This window comes from Mycobacterium sp., assembly GCF_049683355.1.
Classification (GTDB): Bacteria; Actinomycetota; Actinomycetes; order Mycobacteriales; family Mycobacteriaceae; genus Mycobacterium.
Map to the genome: position 1 here is coordinate 1 of NZ_JBAUJB010000313.1, position 16,989 is coordinate 16,989.

The window sequence follows — 16,989 nt, forward strand, 5'->3', positions numbered from 1 at the left end:
GCGCCGGATGGGTGGGATCGTGCGGCGGCAACGCCCTCGGGGGCGCCGCGACCGGGGGCCCGCCGGCGCCGACCAGGGCTTCGGGATGTGCCGGCTCCGCAGCGGTTTCCCGCGAATCCCGCACCGACGGGCGCTTACGTTCGTCGGGCAGTTCGGTCTCGCCGAGGCCGAGCCGCTCCTGGAGGCGCTTCATCCAGCGCGGCGCCCACCAGCAATCGTCACCGAGCAGCTTCATGATCGCAGGCACCAGGAACATGCGGACGATCGTCGCGTCCAGCAACAACGCGATGAGCAGGCCGAACGCCAGGTACTTCATCATCACCAGGTCGGAGAACACGAATGCGCCCGCGACGACGGCCAGCACCAGGGCGGCACCGGTGATCAGACGGCCGGTGGTGGCCGTACCGATCCGGATCGCCTCGGCGGTGGACATGCCGCGCTCGCGCGCCTCCACCATCCTGGACACCAGGAACACCTCGTAGTCGGTCGACAGACCCCAGATCACGGCGATGATCAAGCCGATCATCGGTGCCATCAGCGGCTGCGGGGTGTAGTTCATCAGGCCGGAACCGTGGCCGTCGACGAACATCCACGTGAGGATGCCCATCGTGGAGCCGAGCGTCAGCGCGCTCATCAACGCCGCCTTGATCGGCAGCACCACGGACCCGAACGCGAGGAACATCAGGATCGTCGTGGTGGTGATGAGCAGCAGCACCATCAGCGGCAGCTTGTCGAACAAACTGTGGATGCTGTCCTGCTCGAGCGCCGGAGTGCCGCCGACGGACACGGTGAGTCCGCGCGGCGGCGACAGTTCGCGAAGTTCGTCGATCTTCTGGGAGGCGTCGTTGCGAACCTCCAGACCGTTCTGGATGACGCGCACCGACGGGTCTCTCGACGCACCGTCGAGGTAGGGACGTTCCTGCCACATCTTGGCTGGGTCGCCGTCGGGCTCGATGAACCCGGGGATCGCCATCGCCTCGCTGCGGATCTCCGCGATCTGCTGGTCGGTGACCGGGTCACCGTTCTGGTTCTCGATGACCAGCGTCAGCGGTTCGGTGCGGAATCCCGGGAAGGTCCGGTCGAACTCCTCCTGCGCGACGCGCACCGAGTTGTCGGGCGGCAGGTACTTCTCGCTGATGCCACCGAGCGACAGCTGACCCAACGGGATGATCAGCAGGATCATTCCGATCAGGATGGGCGCGGCGAAGCCGATCGGCCGCTTCATGACGACGTTGACGAGCTTGCCCCAGAAGCCCTTCTCGACCTCGGCGCGGGTCTTGGTCTTCTGGGTGCGGTCGGCCAACCAGTTCAGCCACCAGTTCATCGGCTTCCAGTTGCGGAAGAACGGCACCCGCAGCAGCGTCCGCACGCCGAGCGCGTCGACGTTGGGGCCGAGGATGGCCAGAGTGGCGGCCAGCACGGTGATGGACAGAATTGCTGCCAGCATCACCGACGCGATGATCGCGTAGGTGATGGACTTGAGGAAGCCCTGCGGGAACAGCAGCAGCGGAACCGAGGAGGCCACCAGGATGACGGCGGAGAACATGACGGTGCGCCCGGAGGTCATCACCGTTCGCCGCACCGCGGCCTCGGTGTCGTAGCCTTCGGCGATCTCCTCGCGGAACCGGCTCACCATGAACAACCCGTAGTCGACGGCGATGCCCAGGCCCATGAGCGTCACCACCGGCTGGGCGAAGAAGTGCACGGGTATGACCTCGGCGATCAACCGCATGATGCCCAGCGAGCCGGCGATCGTCAGCGCGCCGATGATGGCCGGCAGCGCGGCAGCGATGACGCCGCCGAACACGAAGAACAGCACGACGGCGACCAGCGGGATCGCGGCGACCTCGGCGCGCCGCTGATCCTCGCCGATGGTTCCGGTCAGTTCGCTGGCAAGGGGCTGCAGGCCGGCCTGCTGGACCTCGATGCCGTCGATGTTGAGGGCTTCTTTGACGGTGGTGCCGTCTTCACCGACGTTCTTGTTGTAGTTGTTCAGGATCGCGTCGTCGTTGTCGCCCTTGAGCTGGACCGACATGAAGGCATGCTGTTTGTCCTCGTCGGCCATGTTGCTGAGCACTTCGGGGCTCTTGAAGTAGCCGATGGCACGCAGGATCTGGTCGGGGTGATTGCGCTCGACCTCCTCGAGGTTGTCGAGGACCTTCTCCCGGAACTGCGGATCGTCGACCGTCTTGCCCTCGGGCGCGGTGTAGATCGCCACGATGTGACTGGAGGTGTCACGGCCGTACGCCTGGTCGGAGACCACCGACGCGTGGACCGATTCGCTTCCTTCGTCGTAGAACCCGCTCTGGGTGACGTGCTGTCCAAGGCTGATGCCGTAGACACCGCCGCCCAGGCACAGTGCGACCATGACACCGATGACGATGTATCGGTACTGGTACACCGTTCGACCCCACCAGGCGAACACGTTCAGCTCCTAACGGTCATGAACAACTCTGACAGTTTCTGTCAGCGGCCTGCGCACGTCAGAAACCCGGCTTCAGTTTTCTAGGCACGCGAGGCCAGTAGCGAGGACAGCGGCCGGAATGGCTGCAGCCAAGCGCCCTGCTCTGGCAGCGAATCGAGGCCGATTCGCGGTAGCGGTTCCCGGAAGACACCGTCGATGTCCTCCAGGTCGACAAACTCCAAGGTATCCGACGCTAACGCCCAACTGGCATGTTCGCGAAATCCGAGCACCTGGACCGGGATGCCGTCCCTGGCCAGGTCCTCCAACGGGAGTTTGAAAGCCTGACCGTCGGCCGAGGCCACGATCAAGCCGGCCAGCCCTTCGCCACGGCGCAGGGCAATGTGGGCCAGCATGTCGCTATCAACATCACAGTCATCGCTCAATTTGGGCTTCGCGAACACCGCGAACCCCACGTTCCGTAGTGCCTCCACCCACGGGCGGACGACGTCGGCGCTGCCCGGGGCGATGTTGGTGAAGACGGTGGCCTCGGGCTCGAGCGAGAGGGTGTGTTCGTTGGCGCCGATATGCGCCGACAGGTCGGCTGTTCGGGCCAGCAGCCACCGGCCCAATGCGTCGAACCGGGGCCGGTGCGCCGCGGTCGGGCGGCCTCCGAGAATCGACCCCAGCCCCATGTCCAGGTTGGGTGCGTCCCACACCAGCAGGACGCGCGCGATCGCAGGCCCGTCGGCTGCAGGGGTGAGGGCGTCGGGGATGTTCTCGGTCAGGCTCACGGCGCCTTCTCCCAGAGCAGCTCCGCCACGTCGGTGCCGGCCAACGCCTTGATCTCGTATTTGGTCGCAGGCCGGGCCACCGAGATGGGCAGGGTGTGGGCACCTCGGTCGGCGCTGATCCGGCGCAGCCGGGGCTCCGCGTCCCCGACCTCGGCGATCTGCTCGGCGTACCCGCGGTGGTCGGTGGCGGCGTGCAGGATTCCGCCGGGCCGTAGCCGGTCGGCGATGAGCGCCATCGTGTCGGGTTGCAGCAACCGGCGCTTGTGGTGGCGCGCTTTGGGCCAGGGGTCCGGGAAGAAAACCCGCACCCCTGTCAGCGACTGCGGCGCGATCATGTGGGTCAGCACGTCGACCCCGTCACCGCGGATCAGCCGGATGTTGGTGACCGAGGCGCGGTCGATGGCGCTGAGCAACTGGGCCAGGCCGCGCCGGTAGACCTCGACGGCGATGACGTCCAGGTCCGGTTCGGCCTGCGCCATGGCCAGGGTCGACGTGCCTGTTCCGCAGCCGATCTCCAGGATCACCGGGGCGTGCCGGCCGAACCACGCCTCGGTGTCGAGTGGCTCAGCGGGTCCGGTCTGGGCGTCGTCGCGGGCCTGCCGGCCCAGTTCCGGCCACAACCGGTCCCAGGTTGCCTGCTGCTTGTCCGAGATCGTCGAGCGTCTGGCGCGGAAGCTGGTGACCCGGCGGGAGAAATGCGGGTTGACCTCCGTGTCGTCAGCCAGCGCACTGGCGACGTCGGGACCCGGCACTTGCATCCGTCCATGGTCGCTCATCGAGGCTGCACTCCCCGCATCGTGTTACAGATTGAGACCCAACAGTTGCCTTCCACTGGTACCTGCGAGTACCCGCTGCGTCCACCTCCGAAGATCCCTTCTGGCCAGCCGCGTTCATCCCCACACCGGCCGCGTTCCCCAACCTGCCCGCTACGGCCGATTTCGTCCGGTCGGAGGTGTGACGATTTTCGGAACGGGCCGAAACGGGGTTCGGGAGCGGGGGCAGCAGATTTTCGTCGACACATTGGCCGAATTCGCCGCGCGCGTCCGGGTCCCGGAAGTGACGGCCGTCCAGGAGCGCTTCGGTGCGCCGCTGGTGGTGGCGGTGCGCGGCCGGGGCGGAGTGGGACGGGGCGCGGTGGCTGCCGCGCTCGCCGGTTCCGGTGTGACGGTGACCACCGACACCGTGGGCGCCGACGTCCAGGTGCTCGTGATCGCCGAGTCGCTCAAACCCGAGGACCGAGCCGCCGCAGCGGTCCCGACCCAGACGCTGGTGGTGCTCAACAAGGCGGACCTGTCGGGCGCCGGCGGGCCCCAAGACGCCGCCGAGCGGATCGCGGCGGAGGTGGCCGCGTCGGTGGGGCTGACCGTGGTCCCGATGATCGCCCACCTCGCCTCGGTCGAGTTCGACGACGACGACGTCGCGGCGCTGCGCACACTTGTCACCCACCCCGCCGACATGACGTCGACCGATGCGTTCGTGCGGTCGCAGCACCCGCTGCCCGCGACGGTGCGCCGGCAACTGTTGGCCAGGCTGGACCGGTTCGGTCTGGCTCACGCCGTACTGGCCGTCGCCGACGGCGCGACCACCGCGACGGTCATCCGGCAGCTGCGCGCGCTCAGCCAGGTGGACCGGGTGGTGGAGCATCTGGACAGGGTGGCGGCGCCGATCCGCTACCGCTGGGTGTGTGCCGCGGTGCACGAATTGCAGCTGCTCGCCGCGCGATCCGGCGACCGCCGGCTCGAGGTGTTCCTGACCTCCGACGAGGTCGTCATCGCGGTGATGGCGGCCGCGGTCGAGGTGGTGCAGGCCTGCGGGGCCACCGTGGACAGGGGTCACGACGCAGACGCGCACCTGCGTCGGGCGCGGCACTGGCGGCGCTACAGCCGGGGTCCTGTCGACCTGCTGCACCAGCGGTGTGCGGCGGACATCGCCCGCGGTTCGCTGCGACTACTCGGGCAGACGCGGTGAGCGACCCGGCCGATCCTGCCGAACCGCCCGGGGTCTGCCGTCGCGACGTCGTGTTGGTCACCGGGCCGCCGCGGGCCGGGGCCACCAGCCTGGTGCAGGCGTTGCGGCACCGGATGCCCGGGCACAGCTTCGCCGAGGACCACGAGATTGGCACCGAGATCGCACCCGCGGCGGTGCTGTTCGTGGTGTCGGCCGTCGCCCCGGTCACGGAATCGGATTGTGCGCTGGCCGATCTCGCGACCGCCCTTACCGATGTGGTGATCGCGGTGGTCACCAAGGTCGACGACCACCGCAACTGGCGAGGGGTTCTCGCGGCCGACCGTGAAAACCTCGGCGCGGGCGTGCCCCGGCTCCGGGACATCCCGTGGACAGGTGCCGCAGCCGCACCGCGGCTGGGGGAACCGCTCGTCGACGGCGTTGTCGAACTACTGGAACGGCAGCTCGGCCACGCCCGGCTGGCGAGCCGGAACAGCCTGCGTGCCTGGGAGTCCCGGCTGTGCGCCGAGCTGTCCAAGCGGGACGCGCTTCACCGAAGCCGCGAGGAGCTGGTGCGGCAACGGAGCCGGTCCCGATCCGATGGGGCGGTCGCGCTCCGCAGCCGGATCCAGCAGACCCGCGTGTCGCTGCTGCACACCGCACGCCAACGCTGCATGTCGACGCGAACCGAGCTGCTCCGTCTGGCAGCCGCCACCACCGGCCGGGGCAGTGACGACTTCGTCGGCTGCGTCCGGCGGCGGTGCGGTGACGTGGTCGCCGAGGTCGACGAGCAGATCAGCGCCCGGATCTCGGCGTTGGCGTCGGAACTGGGCCTGACAACGCCGGCACGACCGGTGCTCGCGCCGGTGGCAGCGGCCGCCGATCCGCCGGTGCGGGCGCGCCGGCTGGAAACGCAGCTGATGGTGGTCCTGGGAGCGGGGTTCGGGCTCGGCGTGGCGCTGGTGGTGTCCCGGCTGTTCGCCGGATTTGCGCCGGGGCCGACGGTGGCGGGCGCGGCTGGCGCCTTCGGGCTGGCCGTCACGGTGTGGGTGGTACGAGTGCGGGGTCTGCTGCACGACCGGGCGGTTTTCGACCGGTGGACCGATGAGGTGCTCACCACGTGCCGGCACGCGCTCGAGGAGCGGGTGGTCGTCGCGCTCCTGGCCGCCGAATCCGCGCTGGTATCGGCGCACCTGGCCCGCATCGATGCCGAGAACTCGACGACCTGTGCGCACATCGCCGAGATCGATGCCGAACTCCGGGAGCACCGGCGCGCAGAGCCGTTGCAGCAGCAGCTGGACGCCGTTCGGATCGCACTGGCGACGGCCAAATCGAGCGAAACTATGGTTACCGGTCGGTAGACCACCGGGTGACAGGCATCTGAATCGTTCCTGTGAGTGATCGGACATACTCCTGAATGACCACGGGTATGCGCACCACGTTAACCTCAGTACATAAGGGAACGGCCGCAGCATCGGTTCGAGCCTTTGGTTCAGAGTCGGGCGCCTGCGTCCTGGCAGAGACCTCGCGCAGAAGATGCAGGAGACAACAGGATGACCGCAGCGACAATTCCAGGACTGGATTCCGCACCCACCAAGCACGAGGGGCTGCTGGCCTGGGTCCGCGAGATCGCCGAACTCACGCAGCCCGAGCGCGTCGCGTTCGCCGACGGCTCGGCCGAGGAGTACGACCGGCTGGCCGCACAGCTGGTCGAGGCGGGAACCTTCCAGAAGCTCAACCCGGAAAAGCAGCCGAACTCCTACCTCGCGCTCTCGGACCCGTCCGATGTCGCGCGCGTCGAGTCCCGCACCTTCATCTGTTCCGAGCGTGAGGTCGACGCGGGTCCGACCAACAACTGGATGGACCCCGCCGAGATGCGCGGTCTCATGACCGATCTGTACCGCGGCTGCATGCGTGGCCGCACCATGTGGGTCGTCCCGTTCTGCATGGGCCCCCTGGAGGCCGAGGACCCCAAGCTGGGCGTCGAGATCACCGACTCCGAGTACGTCGTCGTCTCGATGCGCACCATGACCCGGATGGGGCAGGGGGCGCTCGACAAGCTCGGTGATGACGGGTTCTTCGTCAAGGCGCTGCACTCCGTCGGCGCGCCGCTCGAGCCCGGTCAGAAGGATGTGCCCTGGCCGTGCAACGACACGAAGTACATCACCCACTTCCCGGAGACCCGCGAAATCTGGAGCTACGGCTCCGGCTACGGCGGCAACGCGCTGCTGGGCAAGAAGTGCTACTCGCTGCGCATCGCGTCGGCCATGGCGCGCGACGAGGGCTGGCTCGCCGAGCACATGCTGATCCTCAAGCTGATCTCCCCGGAGAACAAGGCGTACTACATCGCGGCGGCGTTCCCGTCGGCCTGCGGCAAGACCAACCTGGCGATGCTGCAGCCCACCATCCCGGGCTGGCGCGCCGAAACCGTGGGCGACGACATCGCGTGGATGCGTTTCGGCAAGGACGGCCGGCTGTATGCCACCAACCCCGAGTTCGGGTTCTTCGGCGTCGCGCCCGGAACGAACTGGGACTCCAACCCCAACGCCATGAAGACCATCGCGGGCGGCAACACGGTGTTCACCAACGTCGCCAAGACCGACGACGGCGACGTGTGGTGGGAGGGCCTGGAGGGCGAACCCGACCACCTGATCGATTGGAAGGGCAACGACTGGATCCTGCGTGAGACGGAAACTAAAGCAGCGCATCCGAACTCGCGCTACTGCACCCCGATCTCGCAGTGCCCGACCCTGGCCCCGGAGTGGGACGACCCGCAGGGCGTGCCGATCTCGGCGATCCTGTTCGGCGGACGACGCAAGACCACCGTCCCGCTGATCACCCAGGCCCGCGACTGGCAGCACGGCGTGTTCATCGGCGCCACCCTTGGTTCCGAGCAGACCGCCGCCGCCGAGGGCAAGGTCGGCACCGTGCGCCGCGACCCGATGGCGATGCTGCCGTTCATGGGCTACAACGTGGGCGACTACATGCAGCACTGGATCGACATCGGCAAGAACTCCGACGAGTCCAAGATGCCCGCCGTGTTCTTCGTCAACTGGTTCCGCCGCGGGGCCGACGGTCGTTTCCTGTGGCCGGGTTTCGGTGAGAACAGCCGGGTGCTCAAGTGGGCCATCGAGCGCATCGAGCAGAAGGCGGACGGCAAGACCACGCCGATCGGCATCGTGCCGACGGCCGCCGACATGGACCTCGAGGGGCTCGACGTGAAGCCCGAAGACGTCGACGAGGCGCTGACGGTCAACGCCGAGCAGTGGCGCCAGGAACTGCCGCTGATCGAGGAGTGGTTCGAGTTTGTGGGCGAGAAGCTGCCGACCGGTATCAAGGACGAGTTCGACGCGCTCAAGCACCGGCTCGCCGAAGAGGCCTGACCGCCGCCGCTCGCCACGCAGCTCACCACGGGTAGACGACGCCGGTGTCGCTGTGGAACTGACCGGACGGCCCGTCGTCGCCGATCATGGCCATGGACACAGCAACTCTGGCTCCGCCCGCCGGGTCGCCTGCCCCCCGGCGTGGGTAGTCCTCCGTTGAGCCCGGTCGCGCGGTAGCCTGGGCAGACAGCGTTCACCTTGATGCCGTGAGAACGCAGTTCGTCGGCGTACAGCACAGTCAACGCATTCAACGCGGCTTTCGACGACTGATAGGCAGCCTCGTTCAGTTTGGTCACCTCGATCGTGGGGTCGGCGATCATCGCGATCGAGCCCATTCCGCTCGAGACGTTCACGATCCGGGGTGCACTCGACCGGCGCAGCAGCGGCAGGAATGCGTTGGTGACGGTGGCGACTCCGAAGACGTTCGTCTCGTATGTCCGGCGCATGTCGTCGGCGGTGACGGTGGACGCCGGGTCGTGGCCGCTGGTGATGGCTGCGTTGTTGACCAGGATGTCGAGCCGGCCGTAGGTGCGGTCGACCTGTTCGGCGGCGGCGGTCACCGACGTCTCGGGCGGCCAGACAGACCTGCACTCCCTGCTGTGCGAGTTGTCCGACGATGTGGTTGCCGATTCCCTTGTTGCCGCCGGTGACGAGGGCTACCTTCGAATTCGAGTTCATCTGCCCACATTGGCCCGGATCCGTGTCTCGGTGCCAGACACAGGTTGTGCCAGCCAGAGTGTGCCGTACACCCGCATACTCGAGGAATGGATCAACGGCCCATGGCACGGTTTCTGCGCGACCGTCGCACCCGGCTCACCCCCAGCGATGTCGGGCTGCCCCATGACGGTCCCCGCCGCACAGCCGGCTTGCGGCGAGAGGAAGTCGCGGCGCTGGCGCACATCTCCGTGTCCTACTACTCCCGGCTCGAACAAGCCCGTGCTGCGCGCCCGTCCGGACATGTGATCGACGGCCTGAGCCGAGCGCTGCGGCTCAGTGATGACGAACGCACGCTGCTGTTCAACCTCTGCGGACGCGCTCCGGATGACGACAACACCAGACCACGGTGCGACGTCACGCCGAGCGTTCTCGAACTCATCCACCGGATGCCCTACACCGCAGCGCTGATCCTGGACGCGAAGTACGACATCCTCGCCTGGAACGCGCTGGCGGCGGCACTATGGGAAGACTTTTCTGTCCTGCCCGCCCGCAGCGGAACCTCATGAGGATGTTCTTCCTCGAGCCGGACCCGTCCCGACGCCACCACGGCGTCACCGGGAGCGAGGATTTCGCAGCGTTTGCCGCCAGCCATCTCCGCGCCGTCGCCGAGCGCTACCCGCGTGACGGCGATGTTCGCGTGTTGATCGAGGAACTACTCAGGGGCAGCGCTGAATTCGAACGGCTCTGGCATCAAGTGGACGTCGTCGTCCCGCGGCACCAGGTGAAGTCCATGACCCATCCCATGGTGGGCCCGATCGAGATGCACTGCAACCTGTTGGTGATCCCTGATCGCGACCAGCTGATGGTCCTCTTCACCGCCGACCCGGGCTCGCCGTCACAGCAGGCACTGTCGCTGTTGTCGGTCATCGGCACTCAAGACATGACTCCGGGAATTGGCGGCTCCGACGCGTCTCCGCTGCACTCCGCCGGTCGGTGACCGAGACCTCACCCCCGGGGCCGGTGCCGTCCAGCCACTTGACACCTGTCAACTCGGGCGAAGTAGAGTCTGACCATGCAGATTCGCGACACCGCCGTTGCCACACCTGACAAGCCCGCCATCATCATGTACCCGTCCGGAACGGTCGTGACGTTCGGGGAACTGGAAGCCAGGGCGAACCGACTGGCGCATCTGTTCCGGGACGCGGGTCTGGTGGAGGGCGACGTCGTCGCGGTCCTCATGGAGAACAACGAGCACATGCACGAGGTGATGTGGGCGGCGCGCCGCGCCGGTCTGTACTACGTGCCCATCAACACCAACCTGACTGCCGCCGAGGCCGCGTACATCATCGACAACAGCAGCGCCAAGGCGATCGTGGGCTCCGGCAAGCTCAGGGACACCTTGGCCGGCCTTCGCGACGAGCTCCCCAACGGTCTGCCCCCGGTCCTGGTGATCGCGAAAGGGCAGCTCGACGAGTGGCAGAGCTACCCCGAATGTGTTGCCGGACAGCCGGACACCCCCATCGACGATGAGATCGAAGGCGACCTGCTGCAGTACTCGTCGGGCACCACCGGCAGGCCGAAGGGCATCAAACGCGAATTGCCGCACCTGCCGCCGGCCGAGGTGCCCGGGCTGATGGCCGCCCTGGTGTCCTTCTGGATGCACCCTGACGCGGTCTATCTCAGCCCCGCGCCGCTCTACCACACCGCTCCGTCGGTGTGGTCGATGCAGACGCAGGCCGGCGGCATCACCACCGTGGTGATGGAGAAGTTCGACGCCGAAGGAGCGCTGGACGCCATCGCCCGGTACCGCGTCACGCACGGCCAGTTCGTCCCGGTGATGTTCACCCGGATGCTGAAACTTCCTGCAGACAAGCGGTTGTCCTACGACGTGTCGAGCCTGGAGCGGGTGATGCACGCCGCAGCACCGTGCCCGGTGGAGATCAAGCAGCAGATGATCGACTGGTGGGGCCCGATCATCGACGAGTATTACGCGTCCTCCGAAGCGCACGGTTCCACGCTGATCACAGCAGACGAGTGGCTGACCCATCCCGGTTCGGTCGGGCGGCCGCTGGCGGGCGCACTGCACATCCTCGACGAGGATGGCAACGAGCTGCCCCCGGGCCAGGCCGGGGAGATCTACTTCGAGGGCGGGTTCGATTTCGAGTATCTCAACGATCCGGGCAAGACAGCCTCGTCCCGCGACGCCCGTGGCTGGAAGACCGTGGGCGACATCGGTTATGTCGACGAGGAGGGCTTCCTCTACCTCACCGACCGTCGGCATCACATGATCATCTCCGGCGGGGTCAACATCTACCCGCAGGAGGCGGAGAACCTGCTCGTCACCCACCCGTTGGTGATGGACGCCGCGGTGTTCGGGATCCCCGACGACGAGATGGGGCAGAGCGTCAAAGCTGTGGTGCAGACCGTCGACCCGAGCGATGCCACGGGGGAGTTCGCGCACGAACTCCTCGACTGGGTGCGGGACAGGTTGGCGCACTACAAGTGTCCGCGTTCGATCTCGTTCGAGGAGCAGTTGCCGCGCACCGACACGGGCAAGTTGTACAAGCAGGAGCTGATGAAGAAGTACTCATGACCGTCGAGCTGGCCGGCGGAGTGCTCGTCGCCACCGGAACACCCTCGGAAGAAGCGACTTTCACGCTCACCGAGGACCCCTGCGAGGACCGTCGTGCGGTCACGGTCGCGTCGGTGTCCGAGTCCCTCGACGAGCTCACCGACCGCTGTCGCCGGTGGCCGCAGGCGGCGGCGGTGTGTGACGACGTGTTGCGCTCTCTCGATCCGAATGGCCCGACGTTCACCGGTGTCGTCACCGAGTCGCTCGGGTACTCGACCCTGCAATCCGGCGCCGAGTTCGCCCGCTGGCTGACCGAACGAGGCCCGGCGCGGGTGCCAGAGATCGCCAACCCCGTTGAGGCGCATCGCGACGGCGGCCGGTTGACGGTCCGGTTCAACCGGCCGCAGCGGCACAACGCGTTCTCCACCGATGCCCGGGCGGCCCTGCTGGAATCGCTGGACGTGGCCCGGCTGGATCCGTCCGTCGACGAGTTGGTGCTGTCCGGCAACGGACCGTCCTTCTGCAGCGGTGGTGACCTCGCCGAGTTCGGCACCTTCACCGACCCGGCCGGCGCGCATCTGGCCCGCACCCGGCACAGCCCCGCCCTGGCGCTCGCCGACATCGCCGCCCGGCTGGGACGTGCGTGCCGGGCCGAGATCCACGGGCAGGTCCAGGGCAGCGGGCTGGAGATGGCCGCGTTCTGCGGATGGGTGCGCTGTCATCCCGACGCGGTGCTCGGGCTGCCGGAACTCGCCCTCGGGCTGATCCCCGGGGCCGGGGGGACCGTGAGCATCACCCGCCGGATCGGCCGCTGGCGCACGGCGTATCTGGTGTTGTCCGGGCGACCGCTCGACCCGCTGACCGCGTTGCGGTGGGGTCTGGTCGACGAGGTCAGCGCTGTCGGGCCGGCCTGACGATGACCTCGTTGACGTCGACCTCGGCCGGCTCGTCGATCGCGACCGCACGTCAGCCGGAGCGGCGCAACGTCACCCGGTAGGTGTACTGCTCGGGCAGGAAGTGGCTGACCGACAACTCGACCGGGCGGCCTGAGCTGTCGGAGTAGAGCCTGTCGACGCGAAGCATCGCATGCCCGGCCGGGCAGTCCACCGCCGCCGCGACGTCGGCGTCTGCCGCCGCGACCGTGATCGACTGTGCGGCTTCGGCAATGGGTTGACAGAGGTGCGGCTCCAGCAGCCCGATGACGGTGTGGGTGCCGACCGCGCCGGTGCGCAGCGCGCCACTGTCGGCGACGTGACGTGCGCTCGAGCCGGGCAGGTGCACGGTGGTCGACACGAACGGGACGCCGTGCCCGGCCGCGGTGTGCAGACGCCGCAACACCACGGTGTGCACCACGTCGTCGTCGAGGCGCAGTCGACTCGCCGCCTCGACGTCGACACGCCGGGTCAATCCGCGCACCACCTCCATGGTGGTGTCCTGCGACAGGTTCATCAGGTCCTCGATGGAACCGAGCTGACGCAGGTAACGTCCCGACTCCCTGGCGTACGTTCCCCGCCCCGGAACCCGGTAGACCACTCCCTCGGCGACCAGGTCCTGAAACGCACGGCGGACCGTCTGCCGGGACAGCCCGTGTCGGGCAACGAGTTCGGACTCGGTCGGCAGCCGGACGCCGTGCGGGTAGCGGCCCGCACCGATCTCGTCGCGCAGCTGTTCACGCAGCAGCCGATACGCCGGTTCCGCACGCATCCTCAGATGCCGCCCCGGGCGACGAGTTGTGCGGCGATCACATTGCGCTGGATCTCGTTGGTGCCCTCCCCGACGATCATCAGCGGCGCGTCCCGGAAGTACCGCTCGACGTCGTATTCGGTCGAATAGCCGTACCCGCCGTGGATGCGCACCGCGTTCAGCGCGATCTCCATCGCGGTCTCGGAGGCGAACAGCTTGGCCATCCCCGCCTCCATGTCGGCGCGCTGTCCGCTGTCGTAGCAGTCGGCCGCGTGCAGGGTGAGCGTGCGGGCGGCGGTCAACTTCGTCGCCATGTCGGCGAGATAGTGGCCGATCGCCTGGTGTTTCCAGATCGGCTGACCGAAACTCTCCCGGTCCTGGGCGTAGGCCAGCGCGTCCTCGAGTGCGGCTGTGGCCACCCCGAGAGCGCGTGACGCCACCTGGATCCGTCCGGTCTCGAGGCCCTTCATCATCTGCCCGAAACCTTTTCCGGGTTCGCCGCCGAGGATCGCTGTTGCAGGCACCCGGCAGTCGTCGAACGTCAGCTCACAACTCTCCACGCCCTTGTAGCCGAGCTTGGGCAGGTCGCGCGATACCGACAGCCCCGTGGTGCCCTGCTCGACCAAAACCACCGAGATGCCCCGATGCGCCGGGCTGGCGGTCGGATCGGTCTTGCACAGCAGCGCGATCAGCCCGGAGCGCCGCGCATTGGAGATCCACGTCTTCGACCCGTTGACGGCCAGGCCGCCGCCGTCGGACGGTAGTGCGGTGGTCTTCATCGCTTGCAGGTCGGACCCGCCGCCCGGTTCGGTCAGCGCCATCGTCGCGCGGACGTCCCCGGTCGCCATGTCCGGCAGATAACGCTGCTTCTGCTCCTCGGTGCCGAACAGCGCCAGCAGCTTGGCCACCACGGTGTGGCCCCCCATCGCGCCCGCCAGGCTCATCCAGCCCCGGGACAGTTCCTGGGTGACCAGCACGTAGCACCGGGTCGACACCGGCGTGCCGCCGTACTCCTCCGGGATCGTCAGCCCGTAGATGCCGATGCGCTTCATCTGTTCGATCCACGCCTCGGGGTAGGAGTTGGCGTGTTCGACGTCTCGGACGGTGGGTTTGACGTCGCGGTCGACGAACATCCGGACCGTGTCGACCAGGAAGGCCTCCTCGTCGTTCAGCTGGGCAGACACCCGCGTCACCTCCTCCGAAATGTACGGCCATATTGACACGGCAACGAGGGTGGTGCCAGCATTTCGAGCTGTGACTTTGTACGGCCAAATCGCGGGCGGTCCACACTTCGACGATCTGCAGGTGGGTCAGGTCTTCGACTCCTCCCCGTCGGTGACTTTGACCGCAGGCATCGCGGCGGCACATCAGGCGATCCTCGGCGACCGGCTGCGGCTGGCCCTGGACGCGGAGCTCGCCACCGCGGTGACCGGATCGCTCGGCCCGCTGGCCCACCCGGCGCTGGTGTGCGACGTGGCGATCGGTCAGTCCACGGTGGTGACGCAGCGGGTGAAGGCCAACCTGTTCTACCACGGGTTGAGGTTTCACCGGTTCCCGGTCATCGGCGACACGTTGTTCACCCGCACCGAGGTGGTGGGCCTGAAGCAGAACACCGCCAAGCCCGGACGGGTCCCCACCGGTCTGGCCGCCCTGCGGATGACCACCATCGACGGGGCCGGCCGGCTGGTGCTGGACTTCTACCGGTGCGCGATGCTGCCGCTGAGCGACGTCGCCCTCGAGACAGGCCATGCCGACGACCTGTCGGTCATCGGCACCGCCGCGGGTCCGGCCGCCGATCCCACCGTGGACTGGGACGGCGAGGCATTCCGGGCCCGGGTGTCCGGCCCGCACTTCGATCCCGCCCTGGCCGGCGAGGTGCTCCGCAGTACCGCCGACGTCGTGAGCAGCGCACCCGAACTCGCCCGGTTGTCGCTCAACATCGCTGCCACCCATCATGATTCGCGCGCTTCCGGGCAGCGGTTGGTTTACGGCGGTCACACCATCGGGTTGGCGCTCGCCCAGGCCACCCGGCTGTTGCCGAACCTGGTCACCGTGCTGAGCTGGGAGTCGTGTGACCACACCGGCCCGGTGCACGAGAACGACACGCTCTACAGCGAACTCAGCATCGAATCCGCTGAACCCCTGCCCGACGGGCGCGGCGGGGTGGTGCGGCTGCGTTCGCGGGTCTACACCGCGGGCGGGTCGGAGCCCGAGGACGACCGCCAGGTTCTCGACTGGTGCTTCACCGGCCTGCTGTTCTGAGCCGGCGTCGCCCACAATGGTCTGGTGACGTCTGTGGGCATCCCCGCCGCCGTGCTCGCGCATGCGCAGTCGACCGCGCAGCTGCTAGGGGTCGGTGTTGATGCCGGGGAGTTGCTCGGTGGCCGGGCCGCGCTGTTGGGACTGCGGTCCCGCGGCCAGGTGTCGGCGGGTGGGGCCACCCGGCTGATGAGCGCCGGCGCCGGCGCCTGGTGCGCGTTGACACTGTCCCGTCCCGATGATGTCGCAGCGGTACCTGCGCTGGTCGAAGCCGATGATGTCGCGGCAGATCCCTGGCCGGAGCTCGCCCAGCAGGTCCGCCGGCGCGGTGCGGCGTGCTTCGCCGAGCGTGCCCGGCTGCTCGGTCTGCCCGTGGGTGTGCTGGGCGAGACCACGGAGCCGCCGGGGGCGGCGCCGCACATCCGCCGACTCGGCAGACGCTCGACGCCGAAGTCCCCGGAGGCGCTTCTGGTGGTAGACCTGTCGTCGATGTGGGCCGGGCCGCTGTGCGGCCGGCTGCTGGCGCAGGCCGGCGCAACCGTGGTCAAGGTCGAGAGCGCCGCACGACCGGATGGCACCCGCACCGGTCCGTCGGTGTTCTTCGACTGGATCAATGGTGGAAAGCTTTGCTACGAAGCAGATTTCCGACACCCCGACGGTCTGCGCCGGTTGCTGGCCGCTGCCGACGTGGTGATCGAGTCGTCACGGGCGGCGGCGCTGGAACGACGCGGCCTCGGACCGTCGGACCAACCCGACCGCGACGGACGCATCTGGCTGCGGATCACGGGCCACGGCACCGACGGCGAGCACGCCGACTGGGTGGCCTTCGGCGACGACGCCGCGGTGTCGGGTGGCCTGGTGGCCGGCACCGCCGATGTGCCGAGTTTCTGCGGGGATGCGATCGCCGACCCGCTCACGGGTGTCCACGCCGCGCTGGCCGTCCTGCAATCGTGCGGCCGGGGCGGCGGTGAGGTGATCGAGCTGTCCATGGCCGGCGTGTCCGCATCGTATGCGCGGCTGCCGCGTGGTGACGAGAGAACTTGTCCGACAACACCGGTCGTTGAACAGGCCGCCGCGCGTCCGGGAGCCGACAACGCCGCTGTGGAGCACCTGGCAGCGCAGCGGCTTGCCCCCACATGCTGATCCAACGGGCGGTGCTGCTCGACGGGACGCGCACCGACATCCGCGTCGGCGCGCGGATCGCCGAGGTCGCCGACGGACTCGCGGCCCGGCCGGGGGAGACGGTGTACGACGCTGCCGGCGGCACCGTGCTGCCCGGGCTGCACGACCACCATC

At 68.1% G+C, this 16,989-nt stretch carries 14 protein-coding genes and 2 pseudogenes; 10 read left to right on the forward strand and 6 right to left on the reverse strand.

Going from position 1 to position 16,989, the window contains the following annotated elements:
* The 3 genes from mmpL3 to trmB form a co-directional block, all read right to left on the reverse strand.
* Positions 1–2,425: trehalose monomycolate exporter MmpL3 (mmpL3, locus tag WA944_RS18115; RefSeq protein ID WP_526375001.1), on the reverse strand; the 2,425-nt coding region annotated here is incomplete at its 3' end.
* Between the two features lie 80 nt (positions 2,426–2,505).
* Positions 2,506–3,195: an NYN domain-containing protein gene (locus WA944_RS18120; protein ID WP_526611590.1), complete on the reverse strand. Its 690-nt coding sequence runs from the start codon at positions 3,193–3,195 to the stop codon at positions 2,506–2,508.
* Complete coding sequence (gene trmB, locus WA944_RS18125; RefSeq protein ID WP_526373737.1) at positions 3,192–3,971, reverse strand: tRNA (guanosine(46)-N7)-methyltransferase TrmB; 780 nt, start codon at positions 3,969–3,971, stop codon at positions 3,192–3,194. The genes WA944_RS18120 and trmB overlap by 4 nt, the downstream gene beginning before the upstream one ends.
* Positions 3,972–4,149: 178 nt before the next feature.
* On the opposite strand from trmB, the gene WA944_RS18130 reads away from it, so the two are divergent.
* The 3 genes from WA944_RS18130 to WA944_RS18140 all read left to right on the forward strand — a co-directional run bounded on the left by WA944_RS18130 (position 4,150) and on the right by WA944_RS18140 (position 8,522).
* The gene (locus tag WA944_RS18130) at positions 4,150–5,163 is read left to right on the forward strand and encodes a hypothetical protein (RefSeq protein WP_526611592.1); all 1,014 of its coding nucleotides are present in this window, start codon (positions 4,150–4,152) and stop codon (positions 5,161–5,163) included.
* The gene (locus tag WA944_RS18135) at positions 5,160–6,500 is read left to right on the forward strand and encodes a hypothetical protein (protein WP_526373739.1); all 1,341 of its coding nucleotides are present in this window, start codon (positions 5,160–5,162) and stop codon (positions 6,498–6,500) included. Before WA944_RS18130 ends, WA944_RS18135 begins: the two co-directional genes overlap by 4 nt.
* A gap of 192 nt (positions 6,501–6,692) precedes the next feature.
* Positions 6,693–8,522: a phosphoenolpyruvate carboxykinase (GTP) gene (locus WA944_RS18140; protein ID WP_526373740.1), complete on the forward strand. Its 1,830-nt coding sequence runs from the start codon at positions 6,693–6,695 to the stop codon at positions 8,520–8,522.
* A gap of 203 nt (positions 8,523–8,725) precedes the next feature.
* On the opposite strand, the pseudogene WA944_RS18145 reads toward WA944_RS18140, so the two are convergent.
* A pseudogene (locus WA944_RS18145) lies at positions 8,726–9,082 on the reverse strand (SDR family NAD(P)-dependent oxidoreductase); the annotation flags it as partial.
* 204 nt (positions 9,083–9,286) lie between these two features.
* Here WA944_RS18145 and WA944_RS18150 point away from each other — a divergent pair.
* The 4 genes from WA944_RS18150 to WA944_RS18165 all read left to right on the forward strand — a co-directional run bounded on the left by WA944_RS18150 (position 9,287) and on the right by WA944_RS18165 (position 12,665).
* Positions 9,287–9,745: a helix-turn-helix domain-containing protein gene (locus WA944_RS18150; RefSeq protein WP_526373741.1), complete on the forward strand. Its 459-nt coding sequence runs from the start codon at positions 9,287–9,289 to the stop codon at positions 9,743–9,745.
* Positions 9,746–9,747: 2 nt separating this feature from the next.
* A complete protein-coding gene (locus WA944_RS18155) occupies positions 9,748–10,176 on the forward strand; it encodes an MmyB family transcriptional regulator (protein ID WP_526373742.1) in 429 nt (142 codons plus the stop codon).
* A 75-nt stretch (positions 10,177–10,251) separates the two neighbouring features.
* The gene (gene fadD4 / locus WA944_RS18160; RefSeq protein WP_526373743.1) at positions 10,252–11,772 is read left to right on the forward strand and encodes a fatty-acid--CoA ligase FadD4; all 1,521 of its coding nucleotides are present in this window, start codon (positions 10,252–10,254) and stop codon (positions 11,770–11,772) included.
* Positions 11,769–12,665: an enoyl-CoA hydratase/isomerase family protein gene (locus WA944_RS18165; protein WP_526373744.1), complete on the forward strand. Its 897-nt coding sequence runs from the start codon at positions 11,769–11,771 to the stop codon at positions 12,663–12,665. Before fadD4 ends, WA944_RS18165 begins: the two co-directional genes overlap by 4 nt.
* Positions 12,666–12,717: 52 nt before the next feature.
* On the opposite strand, the gene WA944_RS18170 is transcribed toward WA944_RS18165, so the two are convergent.
* Together WA944_RS18170 and WA944_RS18175 are read right to left on the reverse strand one after the other, a co-directional pair.
* Entirely contained in the window at positions 12,718–13,455 is a 738-nt protein-coding gene (locus WA944_RS18170; RefSeq protein ID WP_526373745.1) for a GntR family transcriptional regulator, read from the reverse strand.
* Between the two features lie 2 nt (positions 13,456–13,457).
* Positions 13,458–14,618, reverse strand: a complete 1,161-nt coding sequence (locus tag WA944_RS18175; RefSeq protein ID WP_526611597.1) for an acyl-CoA dehydrogenase family protein — start codon at positions 14,616–14,618, stop codon at positions 13,458–13,460.
* A 70-nt stretch (positions 14,619–14,688) separates the two neighbouring features.
* Here WA944_RS18175 and WA944_RS18180 point away from each other — a divergent pair, with 70 nt between their 5' ends.
* The 3 genes and pseudogenes from WA944_RS18180 to WA944_RS18190 form a co-directional block, all read left to right on the forward strand.
* Positions 14,689–15,696: a MaoC family dehydratase gene (locus WA944_RS18180; RefSeq protein WP_526611599.1), complete on the forward strand. Its 1,008-nt coding sequence runs from the start codon at positions 14,689–14,691 to the stop codon at positions 15,694–15,696.
* A 24-nt stretch (positions 15,697–15,720) separates the two neighbouring features.
* Positions 15,721–16,836, forward strand: a complete 1,116-nt coding sequence (locus tag WA944_RS18185; protein WP_526647206.1) for a CoA transferase — start codon at positions 15,721–15,723, stop codon at positions 16,834–16,836.
* Positions 16,830–16,989, forward strand: a pseudogene (locus WA944_RS18190) (amidohydrolase family protein); the annotation flags it as partial. The gene WA944_RS18185 and the pseudogene WA944_RS18190, both read left to right, overlap by 7 nt.